The following is a 26,845-nucleotide window of genomic DNA, read 5'->3' as shown; positions in this document are numbered from 1 at the left end:
GGTCAACCGAACGTGCCCTGACCGCTGTCGTCGTCCGAATCACTGCCGCCGCTACCTTGCGGCACGTCACCGATACTGATTTCCTTGCTGATGCTGGTCGGTTCTTTCAATAAATAGTCTGACGTCGAATACTGCGTCGTCACCGTCAGCGTGTACCGCCCGTCCTCCAGCCCGGCGGGGATGAGGAACGTCAGGCGCTTCGGCTCGTTGACGTAGACGGTGCTCAGCGGCACCTTCGTCTCCGTGCCGTCGGCATCGGTCAGCGTGATGCCCACCGCCGGGTCGTCGCCCGCCAGCTTCAGCTTGTTGCCCCGGATGGTGAAAGCCCGTCCGGCGGTGGCCACGATGCCGTCCTGCGGCACGCGCGTGTCCGCATCCACGTCCGCCCCGTCGGCATAACCGTCGCGTATGTAGCGCACGTTCTTGTCCGCATCCAAGATGTTGACATGCGTCACCGCGATGGCCTCGCGCAAGTCCGCGCCCTGCGTCATGCTGACGTAGAGCGAGTTGCGCGACGCATCCCACGCCCCGCCCATGATGACTCCGCGCGCCCGCACCTCGGCCGTATACAGCCCCGTGTTCACGCGCATCCCCGTCAGCAGCAGCTCCTTGACCACGCGCTTCTCCAGCTCGAACACCAGGCGCAGCGTCTCCAGCTCCAGCCCCGGGTTCACCTTCATCATCTCCTGGATGATGCGCTCCTGGTCCGCCGTGCCCTGCGACACGATTTCCAGCACCTGGTCGTCCGGGTTCGCCGTCACCGTATTATCCTTCACAATCGCATTCAGGTTGTACTTGATATCGTTTGCCATAATATAAATATGTATATTAAAGTTCAGCCCCTACTCTCTTTACCGGCTTTTCGGGTTCCGCCGCCGTTGGCGAAGATAAGCAACTTCCCCTAATCCCCGCCCATCCCCCTCGTTTATTAATCTTTTTTAAGGATTATCCTCCCTTTTAGGTATTGCACCGTGCCCTCCGGCCGACACCCCCCGCCCCCGCATTTTACCTACAAAAAGCGATTGCACCACTCCCCGCAAAACCCCAACTTTGCACTGCATTAGCAAGAAGGGCCTGTTTAAAAATCATTTTCCCTGTCATCCCGAGCGCAGTCGAGGGATCCCACTATGCGCTGAGAAGTATTAGGGAGATGTTTCGACTCCGCTTCGCACCCCCTCTTACCTCCCCCGTTTGTCGGGGGAGAACAATGCTCAACATGACAGAGAGAACGATTTTTAAACGACAACCTCAAAACCATTTTGAACAAAAAACTCTGAAGAAGATGATGAAGATGAATACGAACCCCCTCCTTACCCTCCTCCTGTTGCTGTGGACAGCCATCCCCCTTCACGCCCAGCACCACCGTCACCACAACCACCGCCACGGAGCCGCCGCCACCACCCCCGCACTCAGCGGCCGCATCACCGACTCCGACGGCGGCCAGCCCCTCGACTTCGCCGCCATCTACCTCGACGGCACCTCCAGCGGCGCCTACACCGACGCCCAAGGCCACTACCACTTCCGCGCCCCCAAGCCCGGCACCTACACCCTCGTCGTCTCCGCCATCGGCTACCGCGAAGTCCGGCAGACCGTCACCCTCGCACGCGGCGAGCACCGCACCTTCGACTTCGAGCTCCACCCCGACAACCAGCAACTGGACGAACTCGTCGTCACCGCCACCGGCATCAGCCGCGTCCGCCGCTCCGCCTACAACGCCGTCGCCATCGACGCCACCACCCTGCAAAACACCACCCGCACCCTGGGCGACGCACTGTCCAAGGCACCCGGCGTGAAACTCCGCGAAAGCGGCGGCGTAGGCTCGGACATGCAACTCATGCTCGACGGATTCAGCGGCAGCCACGTTAAAGTCTTCATCGACGGACTACCCCAAGAAGGAACCGGACAAGCCCTGGACCTCAACAACCTGCCCGTCAACTACGCCGAACGCATCGAAGTCTACAAAGGAGTCGTCCCCGTAGGCTTCGGCACCGATGCCCTGGGCGGAGTCATCAACATCGTCACCAACAAACACCACCGCCGGCGCTGGTCCCTCGACGCCTCCTACTCCTACGGCTCGTTCAACACCCACAAGTCATACCTACACTTCGGGCAGACCCTCCGCAACGGCTTCACCTACGAACTCAACGCCTTCCAGAACCTGTCGGACAACGACTACCACATCGACAACTACGTCACCGAATTTACCTCCGACGGCTTCGAGACCACCGACCGCAGCCGCATCTACCGCCTGCGCCGCTTCAACGACCGCTTCCACAACGAAGCCATCATCGCCAAAATAGGCCTGGTGGACAAACCCTGGGCCGACCGCCTGATGCTGAACTTCACATACAGCAACTTCTACAAAGAAATACAGACCGGCGTCTACCAATACATCGTCTTCGGGCAGAAACACCGCAAAGGCCACTCCTTCGTACCCTCGATGGAATACACCAAGCGCGACCTCTTCACCCGCGGACTCGACCTCCTGCTCACCGCCAACTACAACCACAACCTGACACAGAATGTCGATACCGCCGCCTGGAAATACAACTGGCGCGGCGAACGCAAATATACCGGCACCCCCGGCGAACAGTCCTACCAGGACAACGAGTCGAAGAACACCAACTGGAACGCCGCCGCCACACTGACCTACCGCATCGGCCAGGCACATCACTTCACGCTGAACCACGTGCTCAGCACCTTCCGGCGCACCACCCGTTCCCACGTGGGCGGCAGTTCGAAAATCTCCGACTTCGACATCCCCAAGCTCACCCGCAAGAACATCACCGGCCTGTCCTACCGCCTCATGCCTTCCGAGAAGTGGAACCTGTCCGCCTTTGCCAAATACTACAACCAGTACAACCGCGGTCCCGTCTCCACCAGCGACGACGGCGTGGGCAACTACGTCAACTTCTCGCGCCACACCGCCTCCCTGGGCTACGGCGCGGCGGGCACCTACTTCATCCTCGAGGGACTGCAAGCCAAACTCTCCTACGAGAAAGCCTACCGCCTGCCCACTACCGACGAGCTGTTCGGCGACGAGGACATGGAAGCCGGGCAGACCAATCTGAAACCCGAGAAAAGCGACAATATCAACCTGAACCTCAGCTATACCCGCCAGTTCGGCAAGCATGGCCTCTACCTGGAGGGCGGCCTGATTTACCGCGACACCAAAGACTACATCAAGCGCGGGCTTAGCACCATCGGCTCCATGGCCTACGGCATCTACGAGAACCACGGCCACGTGCGCACCAAAGGCTTCAATCTCTCCGCCCGCTACAGCTTCGGACGTTGGTTCAACGCAGGAGGTACCTTCACCAACATCAATGCCCGCGACCGCGAGCGCTACCGCGCCGAAAACACCTTGCAGGAAAGCGTCAGCTACGGGCAGCGCATCCCCAACCAACCCTATACCTTTGCCAACTTCGATGCCGCCTTCACCTGGCACGACCTCTTCGGCGAGGGCAATGTCCTGACCGTGGCCTACGATGGTTTCTACCAACACGAATTTCCCCTCTATTGGGAAGCACTGGGAGACCCCACGACCAAAAGCCGTGTGCCCGAGCAGTTGTCGCACAACCTCACCATCGGCTATTCCCTGCAAAACGGACGTTACAACATTTCGCTGGAATGTCGCAACCTCACCGACGAGAAGCTTTACGACAACTTCAGCTTGCAGAAAGCCGGGCGTGCCTTCTATGGCAAGTTCCGCGTCTACTTCGGCAACTGAAACCAGGAGACAATACGATTCCATTAACATATAAAAACTCAAGACAGATGAAAAAGAACCGAATCACATGGGCACTGGCTGCGGCCCTTTTATCAAGCAGCCTGTTTACCGCTTGCAGCGATGACGAACCGGGCACCGATAATTCGGGCGGAGGAGGCAATGCAGGCACAGACCTGCGGCGTTATGTCATTGCTGCCGAAGCAGACAACGCCACTTATCTGATTGCTTCCGAGTCATTGGACGAAGGAGAAGTGACCGGACGCGGCAACGGCCTGGAGACAGAGAGCGGCTCTAACTGGATATTCTATCGCGAAAACTACCTGTTCAACTTCCAGTATAACGACGGCTCGCAAGGCACCGGTTTCTCCTATCGTCTGGGGGCTGACGGTACGGTGGTGGAAGATCGTCAGTACACATACAACCGCACCACTACCTACGGCACTTGGGGCGACAACGTCATCACTGCCTCCACCAATGCCGGTACCGCCGAGCAGGACGCCGAAGGCAATTATGCCTACTACCTGCAATTCAACTACCTCAGTGTGCTGGACGGCTCATCACATTCGGGCTCTCATATCGCCGAGAATTTCCTGGACAATGGCGAGCGCGTCAGCTTTGCAGGTTTCGAGGAAGCCAACGGCAAACTCTACACTTCTGTGGTGCCGATGGGCATGAGCCACTACGGTGTAAATACTTATCCCGAATATATCGTCGATCCCAGTTACGTGGCCAATGCCAGCGGCGGGAGCGGTTCCGGACAATATACGGCTGGCATGATTCCCTCTACACAATATCCGGACAGCGCTTTCATAGCCATTTATAGTGGCGACGATTTCGACGAGACACCGCTCATCGCACGTACTGGGAAGATAGGTTTTGCCAGCGGCCGTATGCGCTCTCAGTACTACCAGACCATCTGGGCGGCCGACAACGGCGACCTCTATGTGTTTTCTCCGGGTTACGGACGCACCACTACCACTCCGGTAGTGAATAGCGATGGCACCAGCTTCAACCGTGTGCAGGGGCAGTTAGAGTCGGGAGTGGTGCGCATCAAGGCAGGTGAGACCGATTTCGACCCTGATTATTACGTGAACATCGAGCAGTTGGGTAACGGTAATCCCATGTTCCGTTGCTGGCACATTGCTGACGACTATTTCCTGCTGCAAATGTATAGCGAAGGTGCAGAGAATATGTCTGGTACCAACGCTCCTCGAAACGAACTGGCCGTGTTCTGTGGTGAAGACCGTACACTCACTGTGGTGACCGGATTGCCCGAAGTGGATGTGCTTTCCAGTTTCGGCACTCCATGCAGCGACAACGGATACGTCTACATTCCGGTAGTGACGACAGATGGCTCCCCTTGTACCATTTATCGCATCGACCCCGCAACGGGAGTGGCCACATCAGGGCTTCGCATCACTTCGGTAGATGCTGTGTCAGCTCTGGGCATCCTTTCTTATACAGCCGAATAAGCATTGTCTATGAAAAGAGTATTCCGTAAGATACACCTCTGGCTCTCTGTACCTTTTGGTATTGTCATGACGCTGATTTGTTTTTCGGGTGCCATGCTGGTGTTCGAGAAGGAAATCACTGAGTGTGTCAATCCCGGCCTCTACCGTGTGGAACACCCGTCCGGACAACCGCTTCCCGTGGGGGAAGTGGCTGCTCGGGTGGCTGCCACATTGCCTGTCGGTGTAGAGGTAACGGGGGTTACTGTTTTCCAAGAAGCAAATCGTACTTGGCAAGTCAGCCTCTCCAAACCACGTCGGGCTTCTGTCTATGTCGACCCTTATACCGGCGAGATAAAAGGACCGGCTGAACGCCTTCCATTCTTCCGCACGATGTTCAGTCTGCACCGTTGGCTGTTAGGCAGCCGTCCGTCAGACGGGGGCATCTTCTGGGGGAAAATCATAGTAGGTGTCAGCACCTTGCTCTTTGTCGTTGTGCTGTTGACGGGTATCGTTCTCTGGTGGCCTCGTACGAAAAAGACGTTGCGAAACAGTCTGAAGATAGTCTTCCGTCATGGCTGGCCCCGTTTCTGGCATGGGTTGCACGTGGCGGGCGGTATGTATGCTCTTTTGCTTTTATTGGTGATGGCGCTTACCGGACTTACCTGGTCTTTCGGTTGGTATCGCACTGGATTTTATGCCCTTTTTGGTGTAGAAATGCAGGCGAGAAGCGGATATGCTGGAGCTAAGGCACAAGAAGAGAAGCAGGCAAAGGAAACCGGAAAAGCACGAAAGACTTCGGCCGATTTCACCCATTGGCAATACGTGTACGAACAATTGGCAGCCGAAAATCCAGGTTATCGACAAATTACAGTCAATGCCAACCAAACGGCTACCATGCCTGCTTCAGCCTTTGGCAATACGCGAGGCACGAACCGTTACGATTTTGATACTACCGGGAAGATTACTGGCTTTACGATTTACCATGACCAGCCTGCTTCCGGTAAGATACGTGGCTGGATATATTCTCTGCATGTCGGTACGTGGGGTGGAATGTTGATGCGCATATTTTATTTTCTGGCTGCTTTATTGGGTGCCACTTTGCCGCTCACCGGCTACTATTTATGGATACGTCGTCTGGTACGAAAAGTTCACTGAACTTTATTGCCCAATTCCCAGAACGCAACGGCCGAAGCGGCAGCCACGTTGAGCGAGTCTACCCCGTGTGCCATGGGTATCCGCACCACATAGTCGGCACCGGCAATGGCGTCGTGCGGCAGCCCGTCTCCTTCGGTGCCCATGATGATGGCCAGCTTAGGCTCGTTTTTCAGTGAAGGGGCATCGAGGGAGATGGAATCTTCAGCCAGAGCCATGGCCGCGGTACGGAACCCCAGCCGGCGTATTTCTTTCAGCGAAGCATCCGTCCATGTCCACGGAATGAGGAACACCGACCCCATGGACACGCGCACAGCCCGCCGGTTCAGCGGGTCGCACGAGTCGGTGGTAAGCACTACGGCGTCCATGCCTAGGGCTGCGGCCGAACGGAAGATGGCCCCGATGTTGGTCGTGTCTGTTACACCTTGTATGACTACGATGCGCCGGGCGTTGCGGCACACATCCTCTATGCTTTTCGGCATCGGGCGCCGGAAGGCACAGAGCACCCCCCGTGTCAAGGCGTATCCTGTCAGCAGAGAAAGAAGTTCCCGTTCACCCGTATAGATGGGCAGGTTGGGGCGGCCCGCGACGATGTCTGCCGCATCACCCTCCATGTGTTTGGGCTCGCAGAGCAGGGCCAGGGGTTCGTATCCGGCACTCAGAGCTACACGGATTACTTTGGGACTTTCGGCAATGAAAATCCCTCTTTCCGGTTCGAGCCGGTTGCGTAACTGAGCTTCGGTCAGTGAACTGAATATTTCCACTCCGGGGTGGTTCAATGAAGTGATTTCGATAATGGGCATATCTTGATGGGGGTAAGATTCTATTGTTTTGTATATAACTTGACTGCGATGCTTCTTTAGTATGAGAACGCCACTTCCTAAGGCAGACAGCCATCTTCCGTCAGGAGGACAGGAAAGGAGAAAACAAACGCGGATTACACCCGGTTGTGCAGATTGAAATCATCCGTACTTTGGTATAATCCGCGTCTTAAACGATTATATTGTCGGGCAGAAAAAACGTTAGAGTTATTTCAATACGCCCAGCTCTTTGCCTACTTTTATGAAAGCTTCGATACATTTGTCAAGGTGGGCTTTCTCATGTCCGGCCGAAATCTGTACGCGGATGCGGGCCTGACCCTTTGGAACAACCGGATAATAGAATCCTGTTACATAGATGCCTTCTTCCTGCAAGCGTGCGGCATAAATCTGAGACAGTTTGGCATCGTAGAGCATAACGGCACAGATGGCGCTTTGTGTGGGTTTGATGTCGAAACCGGCGGCAGTCATCTTGTCGCGGAAGTAGTTGACGTTTTCTACCAGTTTGTCATGCAGAGCGTTGCTTTCTTTTAGCATCTTGAATACTTCCAAGCTGGCACCGATAACGGCAGGCGCTACCGAGTTGGAGAACAGGTAGGGACGGCTGCGCTGGCGCAACAGGTCGATAATTTCTTTGCGGCCGGTGGTGAACCCTCCCATGGCTCCTCCGAAGGCTTTGCCCAGTGTGCCGGTGTAGATGTCTACACGGCCATACGTGTTATACAGTTCACTCACACCGTGTCCCGTAGCACCTACCACACCGGCCGAGTGCGATTCGTCTACCATTACCAGGGCGTCATACTTTTCGGCCAGGTCGCAGATTTTGTCCATCGGGGCAACATTGCCATCCATTGAAAATACACCGTCGGTTACTACGATACGGAAACGCTGTGCCTGAGCTTCTTGCAGGCATCTTTCCAGGTCGGCCATATCGGCATTGGCATAACGGTAGCGTTTAGCTTTGCACAGGCGTACGCCGTCGATGATGGAAGCATGGTTCAGAGAATCGGAGATGATGGCGTCTTCATCCGTGAAGAGCGGTTCGAACACCCCACCGTTAGCATCGAAGCAGGCGGCGTACAGAATAGTGTCTTCCGTCTTGAAGTAATCGGAAATGGCCGCTTCCAGTTCTTTGTGGATGTCTTGCGTGCCGCAGATGAAGCGGACGGATGACATGCCGTAGCCGCGGCGGTCCATCATTTCCTGCGCTGCTTTAATGAGGCGCTGGTTGTTGGACAAACCCAGGTAGTTGTTAGCACAGAAGTTCAACACTTCTTTTCCTTTTACTAAAATAGAAGCCTGTTGAGGGCTCTCTATCAACCTCTCCTCTTTATAGAGGCCGGCTTCCTTTATCTCGGCCAAAGTGTTGGCCAGATAATCTTTCATTTTACCGTACATAGCTTTTCGTTTTATAAAGGTATTGATATACTTGTCTCGGACAAAGAACATCATTTTTCTTGGAATAAACAAGTTTTTATGCGAAGAAAGCTATGTAGGATTGGAAAAAGTGTGTACCTTCGCACTCTATATAAACAACTATTGAATTTTATGAAGAACATCTTGGTGATAGGGTCCACAGGACAAATAGGATCCGAATTGACTGTCGAACTGCGTAAACGCTACGGCGATTCTCACGTTGTAGCCGGTTATATACCTGGTGCAGAGCCTAAAGGGCAGCTTAAAGAAGCGGGCCCGACGGCCATTGCCGATGTGACAGACCGTCAGTCAATGGAAATCGTAATACGCAAGTATAAAATAGATACTATTTATAACTTGGCTGCTCTCCTATCTGTGGTGGCTGAACGTCGTCCCGCGATGGCATGGAAAATCGGTATTGACGGTCTGTGGAATGTTTTGGAAGTGGCCCGCGAACACAACTGCTCGGTCTTTACACCAAGTTCTATCGGTTCGTTCGGTCCTGACACTCCGCATGTTAAGACTCCCCAGGATACCATACAACGTCCTCGTACCATGTATGGCATCACCAAAGTGACGACAGAGCTCTTGAGCGATTATTACTTTATTAAGTATGGGGTAGATACACGTGCTGTCCGTTTCCCCGGTATCATTTCCAATGTTACTCTTCCCGGTGGCGGCACTACCGATTATGCTGTCGACATCTATTATGCTGCGGTGAAAGGAGAGAAGTTCGTTTGTCCCCTAAAGCCAGGTACTTATATGGACATGATGTATATGCCTGACGCATTGAATGCCGCTATTTCTCTGATGGAGGCTGCGCCTGCCCGTTTGAAACACCGTAATGCCTTCAACATCGCTTCCATGAGCTTTGATCCGGAAGAAATTTATCGGATGATAAAGACGTATGTGCCCGATTTTGAGATGGTATATGACGTAGACCCCTTGAAACAAGCCATTGCCGATAGTTGGCCAGACTGTCTGGACGATACATGTGCTCGCGAAGAATGGGACTGGAATCCTCAATATGATTTGAAAACGATGACCGAAGACATGCTTGAAAAACTTCGTATAAAATTGGGCAAGTGAGACGAGACAATGTAGGCATGAAAAGTCTGGTGATGGGATGTCTGTTGCTTGCCTTTTGTGTTGCTTGTAGTCATACATACAAAAAGCAAGATTCGTTTGCAGCGCTTACTCAATTGGTAGATTCTGCCAAGCATGACAGAAAAGAACCGAAGCAACACGATATCGTTCTTCCACTCGAACGTATGGAGGCTGATGAACTGTTTGATGACTTTGTTTTCAATTACGCCTTCGATAAGACATTGCAGAAGCAACGTACCGCTTTTCCATTGCCGTATAATAAAGACGGCCATGTGACGCAAATAGCAGAAAACACTTGGAAGCATGATAGCTTGTTTGCAGGTGGAAACCTTTATACATTGCTTTTTGACAGAGAGAAAGACATGGATATTGTGGGTGATACGGCTTTGAGTTCGGTGCAGGTGGAGTGGATATTCTTGAAAACACAAGAATTGAAACGTTATTATTTTAGCCGGACAAAAGGTATCTGGATGCTTGATTCCATTACTTTGCATAAGATGCATAATGCGGAAAGCGATTTCCTGCCTTTCTATGCGCGTTTCGTTTCCGATAGCATTTATCAACGGAAACATGTTTGTTCCCCGTTAAGTTTTATCACCATTGATCCGGATGATGATTTTTCTATCCTTGAAACGACGTTAGATGTAGAGCAATGGTTTGCTTTTCGTCCACAGATGCCTGCTGACAGGTTGTCGAATATCTGTTATGGTCAGAAGAATGATGCAGGTTCTACCACAAAAATTATCAAAGTGAATGGCATAGGGAATGGCTATTCAAATGTGCTCTATTTCCGGAAAACATACGGAAAATGGGAATTATATAAATATGAGGATACGAGTATATGAAGAAATACTCCTTGCGAAATCACAATACATTTGGATTGAATGTCTTTGCGGATCGTTTTATTGAATATGATTCGGAAGCAGAGTTGCTGAGATTAATAGAAGAGGGGGAAATAATCTCTCCTTATCTGCATATTGGAAGAGGAAGCAATTTACTTTTTACCAAAGATTATGAAGGGACGATATTACACTCTCGTATTAAAGACATTACTTTACTATCGGAGGATGGAGATTCGGTGTGTTTGCGAGTAGGAGCAGGGAACGTTTGGGATGAATTTGTCTGCTATTGTGTAGAGCATGGATGGCAAGGGGTAGAGAACTTGTCGTTAATACCGGGTGAAGTGGGGGCTGCTGCTGTGCAAAACATAGGTGCTTATGGAATGGAAGTAAAAGATTCTATCATTTCGGTAGAGACTGTTGATATAAGTGGCAGGCGGAAAACATATGCTGTGGAAGAGTGTGATTATTCTTATCGGCATAGTTTGTTTAAAACAGCAGGAATGAACTCTGTTTTCGTGACATATGTAAATTTCCGTTTAAAGAAGAGTTCGCATTATGTTTTAGATTATGCAGCATTGGCTAAAGCATTGGCTTCTCATTGTAATATTACATTGTGTGATATTCGCGAGGCTGTAATTCGTATTCGGCAAAGTAAATTACCAGATCCCAAGGTGTTGGGAAATGCCGGTAGTTTCTTTATGAATCCGATTGTTTCTCGTTCGTATTTTGAGGATTTGCAACGTGTTTATCCTGCTATCCCTTATTATGACATAGATGCTGGTCATGTGAAAATACCGGCAGCATGGCTCATCGAACAATGCGGATGGAAAGGGAAAAGCCTGGGGCATGCTGCTGTGTATGAGAACCAGCCTCTTGTGCTGGTCAATCAAGGAGGAGCTGTGGGGGCTGATATTGTAAGGTTGGGGCAGGCGGTTCAGAAAAGTGTGAAAGAGAAATTCGGCATAGACATACAACCGGAGGTAATGTATATATGAAGATAAAAATACTGGGTAGCGGTACTTCAACCGGTGTTCCTGAGGTAGGGTGTACTTGTCCTGTTTGTACATCGAAGGATGTGAGGGATAGTCGTTTACGTACATCTGCTTGGATCTGTGAGGATGACACCAGGATATTGCTTGACTGTGGCCCTGATTTTAGGCAGCAAATGTTGCGCCTGCATGATTTTCATCGTATTAATGGAGTGCTGATTACGCATGAGCATTATGACCATGTGGGTGGCTTGGATGATCTCCGTCCTTTTTGTCGTTTTGGGGAAATACCGCTTTATGCAGAAGCATATACGGCTGAAGATTTGCGTAAACGTTTGCCTTATTGTTTGGTGGAGCATGTTTATCCGGGAGTGCCACGCATTTATTTAAAAGAGATAAAACCAGGATGTCCTTTTTTTATCGGAAAGGTCGAGGTGTTTCCTTTTCGTGTCATGCATGGTCGGCTGCCTATTTTGGGCTATCGTATTGGTGGAAAGCTAGGTTATATAACAGATATGTTGACAATGCCGGATGAATCATATAATTGTTTACAAGGAATAGATGTGTTGATTATGAATGCTTTGCGGATTCAACCACATCCTACACATCAATGCATATCCGAAGCTATCAGAACTGCAGAACGCATCGGAGCGCGAGAGACTTATTTGATACACATGAGCCATCATGTGGGTTTGCATGCTGAAATAGGACATATGTTGCCATCCAATATTCATTTTGCTTACGATGGTTTGGAATTAGAGACTGTTACTTAGTAGCGCATTTATTTGATTTTGTTAGGAATAAATGTTATTTTTGTCCTCAACCAAAAGGGACATTATATGCAGTCTTCACTTTCTATAAAAATAGTCATTACTTTGACGGTTGTGTTGCTTTGTGCAGGGGCAGCCTTATATTCTTTCGGGCGTCTTCATTCTGTGGGAAAACGTTATGATTTTGATTTGTATACTCTCGTTCCTCAAAATGCGGTAGCTGTGTTTGAGACAGACCGGATTTTAGATTTCTATGACTCGGTCGAGCGCATGCATTCTAGTAGAGATGGGCATTACTTATCTGTTTCTGAATTGTTTAATCGCTCAAACGATTTTTTTGATACATTATTGGTTGAAGTACCACATGTATTAAGTAAACAGATGAATAAAGTGCTCGTTAGTTTTCATGAGCCTGATATATCTTTAAATCAAGTAATGTATGCCGCGTTAGAGTCTGGAGGTCGTGAAGTAATAGAAAACTATTTAGATCGATACAGCGATATCCCTTTCCCGATAAAACATATAAATTGCTCAGGTGAAGAAGTCAAAATATGTCCTTTAAAAGATGGGCGTTTCCTGGCTTTATGGTTGACAGATGATTTTTTAGTTGTTAGTTTTCAGAAAAAACTACTTCAAGAGGTTATAGATGCTTATGATGGACGGAGGGGGCTATTGCATAATCCTTCATTTGAAGCATTACATAAGGGGAAGCTACGTAACGCATTCGCCATGCTTTATCTGCGTGCTCAGGCTGTCCCGTTAGGACAACGAGCAGACTCGTTACGGGGCGTTACGAAATGGGGAGATTGGATGGAGTTAGAGCTGAAAATGGACAATGAAGCCATCTATGCCACGGGCGTTTGTCATGAGGCCGATACGTTAGTTGGCAGCCCCCCGTTGTATTTGCAAAAACCTTTTTCCGGCTGGGCGGCTGATGTATTGCCTGCGTCGACATCGTTTTATACAGTCAGGGCTGCATCGGGGCATGGGACAACATCAATCCCAATGTTTTCATCATCCTTTTTTGTGGCAATGCCTGATTATGCAACATGCCGCGACAGTACATTGACGAACTTGTTGAACGAGTGTGGAGTAAATAATATTGTGTCGTGCATCTTCAGTCCCGATGAACGGGCAGCACAATCAGCTTGCGCAATCTCTATTATCTTTCTGTCGGATGAAAGGCGAGCGAAAACTTTGTTTTTCAAATGGTTACAGTCTGTCTCGCATTATGAAAAAGTGATGCCCGTCCCCCGGTTTGAACCGATGTATGAGCGCTATCCTCATTCTCTTCCGTTTCGTAAATATCTGCTTCCACCTTCTACTTTGTTTTTCCAATTAACAGGTTGTGATGGAATATCGTTCTATACCTACGCATGTTTCTATCGTGGTGCGTTACTTTTGGCCGCTGATGCTCAAAGTCTTTCTGCTTATATTGAAGCAATGGAATGTGGGGATACGTTAGAAAATTCTGTTTATTATAATGCTTTAATCAATACTCTTGCTCCTTCGGGGCAGTATCTGTTAATAGCTGATATGAATGCTTTGTCTCAACTACCTTTGTCATATGTGCGTAAATTACCTACTTTTTTCCTGAACCATACAGACTTTTTTCAGCATTTCTGGTTAGCCATGCAGTTTATGCATCAAGATGGACTTCTCATACCTCATATTACATTGCTCTACCGGCCTACATCAGATCTGCCGTTATCTTGAGAAGAAAGCTCTTTAAAAAACAGTACGTATCTGGCATGATTTAGATACGTACTGTGTAGTGTGTGTGTAACCCCCAAAGGTACTTAAAAAGGCAAGTCGTCTTTTATATCTCCTGCTAAGAAATCAGGTGCTGGCGCAGGTGCTGATGTTGGCATAGCAGGTTGCTGAACGGTGGGTGCTATGCCTGCAGGTTCTACTTTCCAAGCGCGTATGCGATTGAACCACCTATCTTGCCATTGGTTGGCATCGATGTCAAAGTAGACTTTCAATTCCTGCCCTTGTTGAATGTTAAACTGTGCAATACGGTCTGTTCCAAATACTTCAAAACACATCCGTCGTGGATACTGTCCACTAGCACTGTCTTCGATGACATACTCTTGCACTTTCCACTCATTGCCTGTGGTTTTGCTGGTCCCGCTTTTAGCGGGTAGTACAGCGATGATTTTTCCTATAAACTCCATCGTTTTCAAATTTATTGATGCGGCGAAGGTACAATTTTTTAGGTATATTTCGCGAATGATTCTTCTTTTTTTCTAGAGTTTTTTTTGCTATAGGCAATTCTTTTCCTAACTTTGTCCGGCATAAAAACGATCAAAAAACAACAAAATAATTAGGTAGAAGATATGAAATTTATTGTTTCGAGTACGGCACTTTCTAGTCATTTGCAGGCTATTAGCCGCGTGATTAATTCGAAGAACGCGTTGCCCATTTTGGACTGCTTCTTATTTGAATTAAAAGATGGGACCTTGTCGGTCACCGTGTCCGACAGTGAAACAACTATGGTTACGAGTCTTGAAGTAGTGGAAAGCGATGTAGACGGACGTTTTGCTATTATGGCTCGTACCTTGTTAGATGCCCTGAAGGAAATACCAGAACAGCCACTAACGTTTGAAATCAATCTTGTGACATTGGAGTTGATCGTACAATATCAAAATGGAAAATATTGTCTTGTTGGTCAAAGTGCCGATGAATTTCCTACACCTGCTCATTTAAGTGAAAGCGCTGTTCGTGTTGATATGGATACACAAGTTTTATTAGCTGGCATTAATCGTGCCCTTTTTGCTACGGCGGATGATGAACTTCGTCCTGTCATGAACGGCGTTTATTTTGATATAACTACTGAAGATATCACTATGGTAGCTTCAGATGGACATAAGTTGGTGCGTTGTAAGACTTATACTGCTCATGGGAATGAACGAGCAGCTTTCATATTACCTAAAAAACCAGCTAATTTGCTAAAAAATCTTCTTTCGCGTGAGCAGGGTAATATTGCTATTGAGTTTGATGAACGTAATGCAGCTTTTACTTTAGCTAATTATCGCATGGTATGTCGGTTGATAGAAGGTCGCTATCCTAATTATAACTCGGTTATTCCTAAAAATAACCCGAATAAAATAACTGCAGACCGTTTACAACTTATTGGAGCTTTGCGTCGTGTTGCTATCTTTTCTTCTCAAGCTAGCAGCCTTATAAAATTGCGTATGGAAAATAATTCGATGATTATTTCTGCGCAAGATATAGATTTTTCTACGTCTGCAGAAGAAACATTAATTTGTCAGTATGCTGGTAATCCTATGAGTATCGGTTTTAAATCTACTTTTCTTATTGATATATTGAATAATATTTCAGCAGATGAGGTTGTGGTAGAGTTGGCAGATCCTTCACGTGCAGGCGTTATTATACCATCTGTACAAGAAGAAAATGAAGAACTCTTAATGCTTCTTATGCCAATGATGTTGAATGATTAATCTAATAATATATTAAAATGGGGGACATAAGGGATTATACACTGCCTTTATGTCCTCTGTCTGTAATAATATGAAACTCAATCTAAAAAATCCTCTTGTCTTTTTCGATTTGGAAACAACTGGTACTAATATTAATGTGGATCGTATAGTTGAAATTTGTTATTTGAAAGTTTATCCCAATGGAAATGAAGAATCACGTACGATGCGTATTAATCCAGAGATGCATATTCCCCAAGAAGCTACTGATGTACATGGTATCCATGATGAAGATGTACGTGATTGTCCAACCTTTAAAGAAGTAGCTCGCAGCATTGCTCATGAACTTGAAGGCTGCGATTTGGCAGGTTTCAATTCCAATCGTTTTGATATTCCCGTTCTGGCTGAAGAGTTTTTGCGTGCAGGAGTAGATGTCGATTTAAGCCGTCGTAAGTTTATAGATGTTCAGGTTATTTTTCATAAAATGGAACAGCGTACACTTTCTGCAGCTTATAAGTTTTATTGTGGAAAAAAATTGGAAGATGCTCATACGGCAGAAGCTGATACCCGCGCAACATATGAAGTGCTGATGGCTCAGTTGGACCGTTATCCGGATTTGAAAAACGATATTACTTTTTTGTCTGAATATTCCAGCTTTAATCGTAATGTAGATTTTGCAGGGCGTATGGTCTATAATGATTCTGGCGTAGAGGTATTTAACTTTGGTAAATATCGAGGAATGTCAGTGGCAGAGGTGTTGAAGAAAGATCCAGGTTATTATAGTTGGATATTGAGCAGTGATTTTACATTGAATACTAAAGCAATGCTTACAAAAATACGTTTGCGTGAGTTGACACAGAGATAATTCATAATTATGACTAATGTACTGAAGGGGAAAAAAGTTGTATTGGGTATAACTGGTAGCATTGCTGCTTATAAAGCATGTTATCTTATCCGTAGTTTAATAAAATGTGGGGCGGAAGTGCAGGTTGTTATTACTCCAGCAGGAAAAGAATTTATCACTCCTATTTCTTTGTCTGCGCTGACTAGCAAGCCTGTTATCAGTGATTTCTTTTCTCAACGTGATGGAACTTGGAATAGTCACGTTGATTTAGGTCAATGGGCAGATGTTATGTTGATCGCGCCGGCTACAGCTTCGACTATTGGGAAAATGGCTTCTGGAGTGGCTGATAATATGCTTATTACTACTTATTTGTCGATGAAAGCTCCGGTATTCATTGCTCCCGCAATGGATTTGGATATGTATGCTCATCCTGCTACACAAGCTAATTTGACAAAACTTCGTTCATTTGGAAATTACATTATTGAACCAGGAACAGGCGAGTTGGCTAGTCATCTTGTTGGGAAAGGACGTATGGAGGAACCGGAAAAGATAATTCTTTGCCTCGAAAAATATTTCGCTTCTCGAGAAGGAGACTTGAGAGGGCATACGGTGTTAATTACAACAGGGCCCACATATGAGAAAATTGATCCTGTTCGTTTTATTGGCAATTATTCTACAGGAAAAATGGGAGTAGCACTTGCTGATGAATGTGCGGCTCGTGGTGCTAAAGTTATTCTAGTGAGTGGACCCATGCAAGTAAATCCTCATTTTCCGATGTATAAACGTTATGATGTAGAATCTGCTGCTGAGATGTATGATGTGGCTGCAACTGCTTTTGCAGAAGCCGATGTAGCTATTTTAGCTGCGGCTGTAGCAGATTATACTTCTGAACATGTAGAATCAAAGAAAATGAAGCGAGAGGCTGATTTGATGTTATCTCTGAAACCAACACGTGATATTGCAGCTCGTTTAGGGGAGTTAAAGAAATTGTCTTCTGAAAGAAAAGTGTTGGTAGGATTTGCTCTAGAAACAACGGATGAACTGTTGAATGCTGAAAACAAATTGCTTCGTAAAAATTTGGATTTCATAGTACTAAATTCATTGAATGATGCTGGCGCTGGCTTCCGTTATGATACGAATAAAATCAGTATTATAGATTCTGAAGGAAAGGTTGATTATCCGTTAAAATCAAAAGCAGAAGTGGCAGTGGATATCGTGGATCGTTTGCTGGAACTTTTGTAAAGATAAAAAACGAGAGGCAATGTTACGTTCACTTTATATACAGAATTACGCTTTAATAGATAAACTTAATATAAGTTTTGAACGAGGATTCTCGGTTATAACAGGCGAGACTGGAGCTGGTAAATCTATTATCCTTGGAGCAATAGGCTTGTTGTTGGGGCAACGTGCTGATGTAAAAGCCATTCGTGTAGGCGCATCAAAATGTGTCATAGAAGCTTGCTTTGACGTGTCTAATTATCAGATGCAGGCATTCTTTGATGAAAACGAATTGGATTATGAGAATGAATGTATCTTACGTCGTGAGTTGTATGCCTCTGGTAAAAGTCGTGCTTTTATTAATGATATTCCTGTCCAGTTGGTGCAGATGAAAGAATTGGGTGAACAATTGATAGATATTCATTCTCAACATCAGAATTTGTTATTGAATAAGGAAGGCTTTCAACTGAATGTGTTAGATTTATTGGCTCATGATGAATCCCTTTTGGCAAGTTATCAAGCTGTTTATACGCAATGGAAGGAAACGCAAACCGAGTTAGAGAAGCTGTTAGAGCGTGTTGCCCATGATAAGTCTGATGAAGATTATATCCGTTTTCAGTTGGAACAATTGGAAGAAGCTCATTTATCTGTTGATGAGCAGAAAGAACTGGAACAAGAATCAGAAATCTTAAGTCATGCTGAAGAAATCAAAGCTGGTCTGTATCGAGTAGACCAGATGCTGAATAATGATGAGGGAGGACTGTTAGATGTCTTGAAAGAATGTTGCAACGCTCTTTCGGGACTCCATGATGTCTATCCTGCGGCGGAGGCATTGCTAGCACGCTTGGAAAGCTCATACATTGAATTGAAGGATATTGCTCAAGAGGTGGTAAGCAATGAGGAACAAGTGGAGTTCAACCCTTCTCGTTTGAATGAAGTAAATGAACGTCTTAATTTGATATATTCTTTGCAGCAGAAACACCATGTAGATACGGTGGAAGAATTGATAACTTTGTGTAATGAATATGCAAGTCGACTTTCTGCCATTACTTCATTTGATGAAGATATAGAAATTTTAAAGAAGCGTTGTGAGGATCTTTATGTAATGGTTCAGCGTCGGGCAGCCGAGTTAACTGAAGCTCGGAGTATGGCAGCACGTGAGATAGAGACACAAATGTCCTCAAGGTTGATTCCATTGGGGATGCCTAATGTCCGTTTCGTCGTGGAGATGGGGGCGCGTAAGGAACCAGGGATGCATGGCATGGACACAGTTTCTTTTCTTTTTTCTGCTAATAAAAATGGAGCATTACAGAATATTTCATCAGTAGCATCGGGTGGCGAAATTGCCCGAGTCATGCTCTCTGTAAAAGCCATGATCGCTGGAGCGGTAAAGTTGCCTACTATTGTTTTCGATGAGATTGATACTGGAGTTTCGGGAGAGATTGCAGATAGAATGGCTGATATTATGCAAGAAATGGCCGATAATGGACGCCAGGTCATCAGTATTACCCATTTACCACAGATTGCAGCTCGTGGTCGTATACACTATAAAGTTTATAAGAAAGATAATGAGATGGAAACAAATAGCCATATTCGCCGATTGACAGAGAATGAAAGGATAGAAGAGATTGCTCATATGCTGAGTGGAGCTACTTTAACAGAGGCTGCATTAGACAATGCTCGTGCGTTGCTTGAACAAAAAGTGAATTAGTTTTTTTGGATAGATATATAGTATGGAAGATAAGAATGAAATGATATTCGGTATTCGTGCTGTATTGGAAGCAATGCAGGCCGGGAAAGAGATAGATAAGATTCTGGTGAAGAAAGATTTGCAAGGAGAACTCGCCCGAGATCTGTTTGCTGCTCTTAAAGGTCGAGATATTCCTGTGCAAAGGGTTCCTATAGAAAGGTTGAATCGTATTACAAGGAAGAATCATCAAGGAGTGGTTGCCTTCATTCCAGCAGTTTCTTATCAAAAGGCAGAAGATCTTGTACCATTTCTTTTTGAGCAAGGAAAAAATCCATTTGTTGTTGCATTGGATGGTATTACCGATGTGCGTAATTTTGGAGCTATAGCCCGTACGTGCGAATGTGCCGCAGTAGATTCTATTATTATTCCTGCAACCAATAGTGTTTCAGTCAATGCAGATGCCGTGAAAACTTCAGCAGGAGCGTTACATAAACTTCCGGTCTGTCGTGAGCGAAGTTTGACAGATACTTTACGCTTTTTGAAAGAAAGTGGATTCCGTCTTATTGCTGCTACTGAGAAAGGAGATTACGATTATGGTATGGCTGATTACAAAGGACCTTTATGTATTATTATGGGAGCAGAAGATAAGGGCGTGTCTTATGAGAATTTAGCTTTGTGCGATGAATGGGTAAAAATTCCCATGTTAGGCTCAATAGAATCGCTTAATGTTTCTGTGGCTGCTGGAATATTGATATATGAGGCTGTAAAACAACGAATGAGTGATAAATTATGATGAGAAAAGGATTTTATTTGTTTTTGTCTCTCTGTTTTTGGATTCAGTGGGGCATGGCTCAGACGCCTAAATGGGTGGAGAAAGCCAAACGTGCCGTTTTTTCGGTAGTGACATACGATAAAGATGATAAAATATTAAATACTGGTAATGGCTTTTTTGTCAGTGAAGATGGAATCGCAGTTTCCGATTATGCATTGTTTAAAGGGGCTCAACGAGCGGTTATCATAGATACTGAAGGACGGCAAATGCCAGTCTTGAATATTATGGGAGCAGATGATATGTATGATGTAGTTAAATTTCGTGTAGACATTACTGGTAAGAAAGTTAATAGTTTAACTTTAGCTACTGCTCCTCCTGCTGCCGGATCAGAGATTTATCTTTTGCCTTATTCTACCCAGAAAGATCGTTCGTGCACATTTGGGCATGTAAAATCTATAGATAAGATGGTAGGTAACTATTTTTATTATACTTTGCAATTGCGTTTAAAGGAAAAGATGGTTAGTTGTCCTTTGGTTACGGCTGAAGGTACTGTGTTTGGTTTAGCCCAAAAATCATCTGGGCAAGATACTACTACTGTATGTTATGCAGCTGATGTCCGGTATGCAATGGATCAGAAAATATCAGCGTTATCTTATACGGATTTTGCTCTAAAAGATATTGGTATAAAGAAAGCTTTGCCGGATACAGAAGAGCAGGCATTGGTTTTTCTTTACATGGCTTCTGCTCAATTGCCTTCGGATAAATATGCGGAAGTTTTAAATGACTTTGTAGAGCAGTATCCCAATAGCGCTGATGGATATATGCGGCGTGCAGTGAATAGAGCGTCAATGTCTGATGCAGTATCAATGCAATTGGTTGAGGCTGATATGGATCGAGCTTTAGAACTTGCTCAAGATAAAGCTGGAATCCGTTTTGAACGGGCTAAACTGATATATAATTATGTGTTGAACAATTCAGAGAAAACTTATGATAATTGGACGCTAGATAAGGCATTGGAAGAAATTCGTGAAGCCGTTGTTTTGCAGCCTCTTCCTGTCTATATACAATTGGAAGGTGACATCCTTTTCAGTAAACAAGATTATGCTTCAGCTTTGAGCTGTTATGAGCAGGTTAACCGTTCCTCGCTGGCTTCTCCAGCCTCTTTTTTTCGGACTGCACAGATAAAAGAAATGATGCAAGCACCTGTTGAAGAAATTGTGGCTTTATTAGATAGTTGCGTTTCTCGTTGTCCAATGCCTTATACAGATGCAACCGCCCCATATTTATTGGCTCGGGCACAGGCTTTATTAAATGCTGGACAAGCACGTAGATCTATGTTGGATTATGATGCGTATTTTAAAGCGGTAGATGGAAAAGTAAATGATTCTTTTTATTATTATCGTGAACAAGCTTCGTTGCAAGCGCATCAATATCAACGAGCTTTGGATGATTTGGCAAAAGCCATAGGGCTAAATCCTAAAGAGTTACTTTATCGTGCAGAATTGGCAGTCGTAAATATTCGCGTAGGCCGTAGTGAAGAAGCTGTGAAAGTTTTGCAGGAAGCTTTACAGATAGATCCTTCTTATTCGGAAGCTTATCGTCTTATGGGTTTGGCTTATATTTACTTGAAGAAAAAAAATGAAGCTTGTGAAGCTTTAGCGAAAGCAAAGGAATTGGGCAATGAAAATGTGGATGATTTGATTGAAAAGAATTGCAAATGAGGAGTTGTAAGAAACTTGTTTAATTTCAAAGAAGAAATATATTATGAAGAAAGCAATTAATTGTCAAAAGGCACCGGGGGCAATTGGCCCTTATAGTCAGGCCATTGAGACGATGGGAATGGTATTTGTTTCAGGGCAATTGCCTATTGATGCTGAAACAGGCGTAATGCCTCAAGGCGCAAAGGAACAAACTCGTCAATCGTTGGAGAATGTGAAACATATCCTTGAGGAAGTGGATCTTACCATGAATGATGTAGTAAAAACGACTGTATTCCTGGCGGATATGTCACTATTTGCCGAAATGAATGAAATTTATTCGGTTTATTTTAAAGCTCCTTTCCCAGCCCGTTCTGCAGTAGCAGTTAAAGCATTGCCTAAGGGCGCTTTAGTAGAGATTGAGTGCATCGCGGTTCGATAATAGGTCGGCCACGATAAAAGTACTGCCTCCCACAAAGATAAAGTCTTCTGGGAGGCTTCTTTTTTGAGCTGCTTTTACGGCTGAAGGGACATTGGGGTATACTTCTCCGTGTAGACCAGCAATTGTCCCTAACCTTGCCAACTCTGCTGCGGGAAGAGCACGTTTTACATTAGCTTGAGTGAAGTAATAGTTTGCATCTTGAGGTAATAAAGCTAAAACACTACGTACATCTTTATCACTGACCATGCCTAAAACGATGTGTAAGCGTCTGTAATGCTGTTGGCGTAATTGTTGTGCTACGTAAGCAATGCCTCCAGTATTGTGTCCTGTATCGCAGATAAGGGTAGGGTTTTCTTGTAATTGTTGCCAACGTCCCATTAATCCTGTCAGCTCTACCACATGTGCAAACCCCTGATAGACATCTTTGTCCGTGAAACTGTATCCGACTTCTTTCAGTAATGGCAATGCTGTTAATATAGTGCGTTGATTTTTCTTTTGATAAAGTCCCTTCAGTTCGAAATCCAATTTAGGATAATCTTGTTCATGGTTCTCATCTTCTGCAAAATGAATGGCAGTTTTAACCTCTTGTGCTTTTTGTAGAAATACGGGACGTGTTTCTGGTGTCGTTTCGCCGATAATCACAGGAATGTTACTTTTTATGATACCAGCTTTTTCGCCTGCAATTTGTGCCAGTGTATTACCCAGGAATTGAGTGTGATCCAAGCTAATATTGGTTATGATGCAAAGGTCTGGGGTGATAATGTTTGTGCAATCCAAGCGCCCGCCCAGTCCTACTTCGATGATTGCTACGTCTACTTGTTTGTCGGCGAAATATTTGAAGGCCAAAGCCGTGGTTAGTTCGAAGAAAGAAGGATGCAGCGGCTCGAAGAAAGAGCGCTCTTCTTCAACGAAGTGGACGACGTCCTCTTTCGGAATAGGCTGACCGTTGATGCGGATGCGTTCTCGGAAGTCGACCAGATGGGGTGATGTGTAAAGTCCTACCTGATATCCTGCTGCTTGCAAAATGGCAGCCAAGGTATGTGAACACGAACCCTTCCCGTTGGTACCTGCTACGTGGATGGTTCGGTATTGGCGGTGTGGGTGTCCGAAGTGTGCATCCAATGCTAGTGTATTTTCTAGCCCCTCTTTATAAGCTCCTGCACCTATCTGTTGGAACATGGGAGCACTGTTGTAGAGATATTCTAAAGTGTCTTGATAGTTCATTTTATGAAATATTTAATAGGAAGAGCAAACCGTTTGCTCCCTTTGATTGTTTACTATTTACGACGCAAAATTAGTATTAACATTTAAATCTAGCGTATATGGGAGCCAAGAAAAACTTTGTAATTGACACTAATGTCATTTTGCATGATTACAACTGTCTACGGAATTTTCAGGAAAATGACATTTATTTGCCTATTGTAGTGCTTGAGGAACTGGATAAGTTTAAAAAAGGTAATGAGCAGATTAACTATAATGCACGTGAGTTTGTGCGTCAGTTGGATCTTATTACTGATGATAATCTGTTTACGCGAGGAGCTTCGTTGGGTGAGGGTATGGGACGTCTTTTTGTAGTTACCGGTCGGGTAGAGGCACCTCATGTTTATGAGTCTTTTCCTGAGTCTATTCCTGATCATCGTATTCTGGCGGTGACTGATTGGTTGGGACATAAACATCCGGACATGAAAACGATTCTGGTGACGAAGGATGTGAACCTGCGCATGAAGGCTCGTTCCATTGGGCTTTTGTGTGAGGATTATATTAACGATAAGGTGGTGAACGTGGATATTTTCGAGAAATCAAACGAAACTTTTGATGGCATCGACCCTGCGCTTATTGACCGTATTTATTCTTCACACGATGGTATTGATATCAGTGAGCTGGAGTGTCGCGAGGTGATTCATCCTAACGAATGTTTTATCTTGAAAAGCGAGAGGAATAGTGTGCTGGCACGTTATAATCCTTTTACTCACACTGTTTGCAGAGTCACTAAAACGAAGAACTATGGTATCGAGCCACGTAATGCTGAGCAAAGTTTTGCTTTTGAGATTTTGGACGACCCGAATGTTAAATTGGTGGCGTTGACTGGCAAGGCTGGTACGGGAAAGACGTTGTTGGCTTTGGCAGCGGCTTTGCGGCAGATGAATGATTATAAGCAGATTTTGCTGGCGCGTCCTATTGTGGCTTTGTCTAACAAAGATATCGGTTTCTTGCCTGGCGATGCTCAGGAGAAGGTTGCACCTTACATGCAGCCTCTCTTTGATAATTTGAATGTTATCAAGCATCAGTTCTCGCCTACGTCTACGGAGTTGAAACGCTTGGATGAGATGCAGAAGAGTGGGCAACTGGTTATAGAGGCATTGGCATTTATCCGCGGAAGAAGTTTGAGCGAGACGTATTGCATTATCGATGAGGCGCAGAACCTGACTCCGCATGAAATCAAGACTATTATCACGCGTGCCGGAGAGGGTACTAAGATGGTATTCACGGGGGATATTCAGCAGATAGACCAGCCGTATCTGGATACTCAGTCTAATGGTCTGGTTTATATGATTGACCGCATGAAGGACCAGAATCTTTTTGCTCACGTTAATCTGGTCAAGGGAGAGCGCAGCGAGCTGAGTGAATTGGCCAGCAATCTGATGTAAAGGGTGAGCCGTAGGTTGTGAGTTACGGTGAGTGACGAGCTGCGAGCTACGGGTAATCATATATATATATATATATATATGGGCTGCAAGCAAAGGGTTAAGGGGAATCCAATCCCATCTTTGCTTGCAGCCCATTGCTTGTGGCTTGCGTTTTCGTTACAGTCCGTCTATTTCGTCCAGGTTCTTTTGTATCTCTTCGTCTTTCAGTTCGTAGTTCACCAGGTCGCCGGCCAGGTATTTGTCGTACGAGGCCATGTCGATGAGGCCGTGGCCGGAGAGGTTGAAGAGGATGACTTTCTCTTCGCCTGTCTCTTTGCAGCGGTTGGCTTCGCGGATGGTGGCGGCGATGGCGTGGCATGATTCGGGGGCGGGGATGATGCCTTCTGCTTGTGCGAAGAGGCAGCCTGCTTCGAACGACTCCAGTTGTTGTATGTCTACGGCTTCCATCAGCTTGTCTTTCAGCAGTTGCGATACGATGACGCCTGCCCCGTGGTAGCGCAGTCCGCCGGCATGGATGTTGGCGGGTGCGAAGTTGTGTCCGAGGGTGAACATGGGGAGCAGGGGGGTGTAGCCTGCTTCGTCGCCATAGTCGTAGCGGAACTGGCCGCGTGTCAGCTTGGGGCAGGAGGCGGGTTCGGCGGCGATGTAGCGTGTCTGTCGGCCGTCGAGGATGGTGTGGCGCATGAAGGGGAAGGCGATGCCGCCGAAATTGGAGCCTCCGCCGAAGCAGGCGATGACCATGTCGGGGTATTCACCGGCCAGTGCCATTTGCTTTTCGGCTTCGAGGCCGATGACGGTCTGGTGCAGGGTGACGTGGCTCAGGACGGAGCCGAGGGTGTATTTGCAGTTGGGGGTGGTGCGGGCCAGTTCGATGGCTTCGGAGATGGCGGTGCCCAGCGAGCCTTGGTGGTTGGGGTGGGCGGTGAGGATGTCTTTGCCGGCGCGGGTGGACATGGAGGGTGAAGGGGTGACCTGTGCTCCGTAGGTCTGCATGATGCTGCGGCGGTAGGGCTTCTGTTCGTAGCTGATTTTCACCTGATAGACGGCGGCTTCGAGGCCGAACAGGCGGGCGGCGTAGGCCAGTGCGGCTCCCCATTGTCCGGCTCCGGTTTCGGTGGTGACGTTGGTCACGCCTTCTTGTTTGCAGTAGTAGGCTTGTGCCAGGGCTGAGTTGAGTTTGTGCGAGCCCATGGGGCTGACGCTTTCGTTCTTGAAATAGATGTGTGCCGGGGTGCCCAGCGCTTTTTCCAGTCCGTAGGCGCGGACCAGGGGGGTGCTGCGGTAGTATTTGTACATCTCGCGCACGGGTTCGGGGATTTCTATCCATGCGTCCGTCTGGTTCAGTTCCTGGCGGCAGAGTTCTTCGGCAAAGATGGGGTAGAGGTCTTCGGCACGGAGTGGTTGGTGGGTGGCCGGGTTGAGGGGTGGCATGGGTTTGTGGCGCATGTCGGCCTGTATGTTATACCAATAGCGGGGGATTTCGTCCTCCGGCAGCATGAATCTTTTCTGCTTGTTGCTCATAATTCTTTTAGATGTTTAATGGTTTTCGGGCAAATGTAGTCATTAATTTCGAATTACAAAAAAGATTCTTTCCAAAAAGTTGCTTGATGGGTTGAAATCGTGTCAATGTGTCATTTCTCTGTTGGCTTCTGCGATGGCTGCGCGTCTGCTATCCCGTCGGGCGGCGGGCTTGGCGGTCTTTTCAGGCTTTCTGTTCCTGGTTCGGTAGCTTATCGTTCCTCATTCAATAGTATATCATTCTCTATTCAGTAATATACCGTTCTCAGTTCAGTAGCATAGTGTATAGGGAACTTGAACT

At 46.6% G+C, this 26,845-nt stretch carries 22 protein-coding genes; 16 read left to right on the top strand and 6 right to left on the bottom strand.

Translation table 11 applies throughout. From position 1 onward, the window contains the following. Positions 1-2: 2 nt before the first annotated feature. Positions 3-812 carry a DUF4469 domain-containing protein gene (locus M3090_RS11035; protein WP_249056211.1) on the bottom strand — a complete coding sequence of 270 codons (810 nt, stop codon included), beginning with the start codon at positions 810-812 and terminating at the stop codon, positions 3-5. Between the two features lie 470 nt (positions 813-1,282). Between M3090_RS11035 and M3090_RS11030 the strand changes: the two genes are divergently transcribed. From M3090_RS11030 to M3090_RS11020, 3 genes are read left to right on the top strand one after another with little or no spacing between them, the layout of a single operon-like run. Next, positions 1,283-3,730, top strand: a complete 2,448-nt coding sequence (locus tag M3090_RS11030; protein ID WP_410553239.1) for a TonB-dependent receptor — start codon at positions 1,283-1,285, stop codon at positions 3,728-3,730. Positions 3,731-3,777: 47 nt separating this feature from the next. Beyond that, positions 3,778-5,202: a DUF4374 domain-containing protein gene (locus M3090_RS11025; protein WP_249056210.1), complete on the top strand. Its 1,425-nt coding sequence runs from the start codon at positions 3,778-3,780 to the stop codon at positions 5,200-5,202. A gap of 9 nt (positions 5,203-5,211) precedes the next feature. Next, positions 5,212-6,336: a PepSY-associated TM helix domain-containing protein gene (locus M3090_RS11020; RefSeq protein ID WP_249056207.1), complete on the top strand. Its 1,125-nt coding sequence runs from the start codon at positions 5,212-5,214 to the stop codon at positions 6,334-6,336. On the opposite strand, the gene M3090_RS11015 is transcribed toward M3090_RS11020, so the two are convergent. Both M3090_RS11015 and kbl read right to left on the bottom strand, forming a co-directional pair. Next, positions 6,330-7,136: a TrmH family RNA methyltransferase gene (locus M3090_RS11015; protein WP_249056205.1), complete on the bottom strand. Its 807-nt coding sequence runs from the start codon at positions 7,134-7,136 to the stop codon at positions 6,330-6,332. The genes M3090_RS11020 and M3090_RS11015 overlap by 7 nt on opposite strands. 225 nt (positions 7,137-7,361) lie before the next feature. After that, positions 7,362-8,549 (bottom strand): glycine C-acetyltransferase, encoded by a 1,188-nt coding sequence (gene kbl / locus M3090_RS11010; protein ID WP_249056203.1) that lies wholly within the window; start codon positions 8,547-8,549, stop codon positions 7,362-7,364. A 150-nt stretch (positions 8,550-8,699) separates the two neighbouring features. On the opposite strand from kbl, the gene M3090_RS11005 reads away from it, so the two are divergent. From M3090_RS11005 to M3090_RS10985, 5 genes are all read left to right on the top strand, one after another. Continuing rightward, complete coding sequence (locus tag M3090_RS11005; protein WP_249056201.1) at positions 8,700-9,656, top strand: NAD-dependent epimerase/dehydratase family protein; 957 nt, start codon at positions 8,700-8,702, stop codon at positions 9,654-9,656. 17 nt (positions 9,657-9,673) lie between these two features. Beyond that, positions 9,674-10,519: a DUF4348 domain-containing protein gene (locus M3090_RS11000; protein WP_249056199.1), complete on the top strand. Its 846-nt coding sequence runs from the start codon at positions 9,674-9,676 to the stop codon at positions 10,517-10,519. After that, entirely contained in the window at positions 10,516-11,511 is a 996-nt protein-coding gene (gene murB / locus M3090_RS10995; RefSeq protein WP_249056197.1) for a UDP-N-acetylmuramate dehydrogenase, read from the top strand. Before M3090_RS11000 ends, murB begins: the two co-directional genes overlap by 4 nt. Continuing rightward, positions 11,508-12,278 (top strand): MBL fold metallo-hydrolase, encoded by a 771-nt coding sequence (locus tag M3090_RS10990; protein ID WP_249056195.1) that lies wholly within the window; start codon positions 11,508-11,510, stop codon positions 12,276-12,278. Before murB ends, M3090_RS10990 begins: the two co-directional genes overlap by 4 nt. Before the next feature lie 66 nt (positions 12,279-12,344). Next, a complete protein-coding gene (locus M3090_RS10985; RefSeq protein ID WP_249056193.1) occupies positions 12,345-13,991 on the top strand; it encodes a DUF3352 domain-containing protein in 1,647 nt (548 codons plus the stop codon). 83 nt (positions 13,992-14,074) lie between these two features. On the opposite strand, the gene M3090_RS10980 is transcribed toward M3090_RS10985, so the two are convergent. Further along, entirely contained in the window at positions 14,075-14,452 is a 378-nt protein-coding gene (locus M3090_RS10980; protein ID WP_249056232.1) for a DUF3127 domain-containing protein, read from the bottom strand. A gap of 162 nt (positions 14,453-14,614) precedes the next feature. On the opposite strand from M3090_RS10980, the gene dnaN reads away from it, so the two are divergent. The 7 genes from dnaN to M3090_RS10945 all read left to right on the top strand — a co-directional run bounded on the left by dnaN (position 14,615) and on the right by M3090_RS10945 (position 22,378). Further along, on the top strand, positions 14,615-15,739 hold the full coding sequence (gene dnaN / locus M3090_RS10975; RefSeq protein WP_249056191.1) for a DNA polymerase III subunit beta: 1,125 nt from the start codon (positions 14,615-14,617) through the stop codon (positions 15,737-15,739). A gap of 70 nt (positions 15,740-15,809) precedes the next feature. After that, a complete protein-coding gene (locus M3090_RS10970) occupies positions 15,810-16,580 on the top strand; it encodes a 3'-5' exonuclease (RefSeq protein ID WP_249056190.1) in 771 nt (256 codons plus the stop codon). Between the two features lie 9 nt (positions 16,581-16,589). Beyond that, on the top strand, positions 16,590-17,801 hold the full coding sequence (gene coaBC, locus M3090_RS10965; RefSeq protein WP_249056187.1) for a bifunctional phosphopantothenoylcysteine decarboxylase/phosphopantothenate--cysteine ligase CoaBC: 1,212 nt from the start codon (positions 16,590-16,592) through the stop codon (positions 17,799-17,801). A 19-nt stretch (positions 17,802-17,820) separates the two neighbouring features. Next, positions 17,821-19,488 (top strand): DNA repair protein RecN, encoded by a 1,668-nt coding sequence (gene recN, locus M3090_RS10960; protein ID WP_249056185.1) that lies wholly within the window; start codon positions 17,821-17,823, stop codon positions 19,486-19,488. A 22-nt stretch (positions 19,489-19,510) separates the two neighbouring features. Next, a complete protein-coding gene (gene rlmB, locus M3090_RS10955) occupies positions 19,511-20,260 on the top strand; it encodes a 23S rRNA (guanosine(2251)-2'-O)-methyltransferase RlmB (RefSeq protein WP_249056184.1) in 750 nt (249 codons plus the stop codon). Continuing rightward, complete coding sequence (locus M3090_RS10950) at positions 20,260-21,960, top strand: serine protease (protein ID WP_249056230.1); 1,701 nt, start codon at positions 20,260-20,262, stop codon at positions 21,958-21,960. Before rlmB ends, M3090_RS10950 begins: the two co-directional genes overlap by 1 nt. Positions 21,961-22,003: 43 nt before the next feature. Beyond that, the gene (locus M3090_RS10945; RefSeq protein ID WP_249056182.1) at positions 22,004-22,378 is read left to right on the top strand and encodes a RidA family protein; all 375 of its coding nucleotides are present in this window, start codon (positions 22,004-22,006) and stop codon (positions 22,376-22,378) included. On the opposite strand, the gene M3090_RS10940 is transcribed toward M3090_RS10945, so the two are convergent. After that, complete coding sequence (locus M3090_RS10940; RefSeq protein WP_249056180.1) at positions 22,346-23,602, bottom strand: bifunctional folylpolyglutamate synthase/dihydrofolate synthase; 1,257 nt, start codon at positions 23,600-23,602, stop codon at positions 22,346-22,348. The two genes, M3090_RS10945 and M3090_RS10940, sit on opposite strands and share 33 nt — an antisense overlap. 98 nt (positions 23,603-23,700) lie before the next feature. Between M3090_RS10940 and M3090_RS10935 the strand changes: the two genes are divergently transcribed. Then, a complete protein-coding gene (locus tag M3090_RS10935) occupies positions 23,701-25,026 on the top strand; it encodes a PhoH family protein (RefSeq protein ID WP_249056179.1) in 1,326 nt (441 codons plus the stop codon). 156 nt (positions 25,027-25,182) lie between these two features. On the opposite strand, the gene M3090_RS10930 is transcribed toward M3090_RS10935, so the two are convergent. Next, positions 25,183-26,547, bottom strand: a complete 1,365-nt coding sequence (locus tag M3090_RS10930) for a TrpB-like pyridoxal phosphate-dependent enzyme (RefSeq protein ID WP_249056177.1) — start codon at positions 26,545-26,547, stop codon at positions 25,183-25,185. Positions 26,548-26,845: the final 298 nt, after the last annotated feature.

Origin of the sequence: Bacteroides sp. ET71 (assembly GCF_023336905.1) — a bacterium.
Lineage (GTDB): Bacteria > Bacteroidota > Bacteroidia > Bacteroidales > Bacteroidaceae > Bacteroides.
The sequence above is the reverse complement of the archived record's forward strand: the minus strand, read 5'-3'. Positions and strand labels throughout refer to the sequence as shown.

Bases quoted from the DNA above. Each gene is read 5' to 3' on its own strand.
- M3090_RS11035 (WP_249056211.1), bottom strand. From the start codon at position 812: ATGGCAAACGATATCAAGTACAACCTGAATGCGATTGTGAAGGATAAT.
- M3090_RS11030 (WP_410553239.1), top strand. From the start codon at position 1,283: ATGATGAAGATGAATACGAACCCCCTCCTTACCCTCCTCCTGTTGCTG.
- M3090_RS11025 (WP_249056210.1), top strand. From the start codon at position 3,778: ATGAAAAAGAACCGAATCACATGGGCACTGGCTGCGGCCCTTTTATCA.
- M3090_RS11020 (WP_249056207.1), top strand. From the start codon at position 5,212: ATGAAAAGAGTATTCCGTAAGATACACCTCTGGCTCTCTGTACCTTTT.
- M3090_RS11015 (WP_249056205.1), bottom strand. From the start codon at position 7,136: ATGCCCATTATCGAAATCACTTCATTGAACCACCCCGGAGTGGAAATA.
- kbl (WP_249056203.1), bottom strand. From the start codon at position 8,549: ATGTACGGTAAAATGAAAGATTATCTGGCCAACACTTTGGCCGAGATA.
- M3090_RS11005 (WP_249056201.1), top strand. From the start codon at position 8,700: ATGAAGAACATCTTGGTGATAGGGTCCACAGGACAAATAGGATCCGAA.
- M3090_RS11000 (WP_249056199.1), top strand. From the start codon at position 9,674: ATGAAAAGTCTGGTGATGGGATGTCTGTTGCTTGCCTTTTGTGTTGCT.
- murB (WP_249056197.1), top strand. From the start codon at position 10,516: ATGAAGAAATACTCCTTGCGAAATCACAATACATTTGGATTGAATGTC.
- M3090_RS10990 (WP_249056195.1), top strand. From the start codon at position 11,508: ATGAAGATAAAAATACTGGGTAGCGGTACTTCAACCGGTGTTCCTGAG.
- M3090_RS10985 (WP_249056193.1), top strand. From the start codon at position 12,345: ATGCAGTCTTCACTTTCTATAAAAATAGTCATTACTTTGACGGTTGTG.
- M3090_RS10980 (WP_249056232.1), bottom strand. From the start codon at position 14,452: ATGGAGTTTATAGGAAAAATCATCGCTGTACTACCCGCTAAAAGCGGG.
- dnaN (WP_249056191.1), top strand. From the start codon at position 14,615: ATGAAATTTATTGTTTCGAGTACGGCACTTTCTAGTCATTTGCAGGCT.
- M3090_RS10970 (WP_249056190.1), top strand. From the start codon at position 15,810: ATGAAACTCAATCTAAAAAATCCTCTTGTCTTTTTCGATTTGGAAACA.
- coaBC (WP_249056187.1), top strand. From the start codon at position 16,590: ATGACTAATGTACTGAAGGGGAAAAAAGTTGTATTGGGTATAACTGGT.
- recN (WP_249056185.1), top strand. From the start codon at position 17,821: ATGTTACGTTCACTTTATATACAGAATTACGCTTTAATAGATAAACTT.
- rlmB (WP_249056184.1), top strand. From the start codon at position 19,511: ATGGAAGATAAGAATGAAATGATATTCGGTATTCGTGCTGTATTGGAA.
- M3090_RS10950 (WP_249056230.1), top strand. From the start codon at position 20,260: ATGAGAAAAGGATTTTATTTGTTTTTGTCTCTCTGTTTTTGGATTCAG.
- M3090_RS10945 (WP_249056182.1), top strand. From the start codon at position 22,004: ATGAAGAAAGCAATTAATTGTCAAAAGGCACCGGGGGCAATTGGCCCT.
- M3090_RS10940 (WP_249056180.1), bottom strand. From the start codon at position 23,602: ATGAACTATCAAGACACTTTAGAATATCTCTACAACAGTGCTCCCATG.
- M3090_RS10935 (WP_249056179.1), top strand. From the start codon at position 23,701: ATGGGAGCCAAGAAAAACTTTGTAATTGACACTAATGTCATTTTGCAT.
- M3090_RS10930 (WP_249056177.1), bottom strand. From the start codon at position 26,547: ATGAGCAACAAGCAGAAAAGATTCATGCTGCCGGAGGACGAAATCCCC.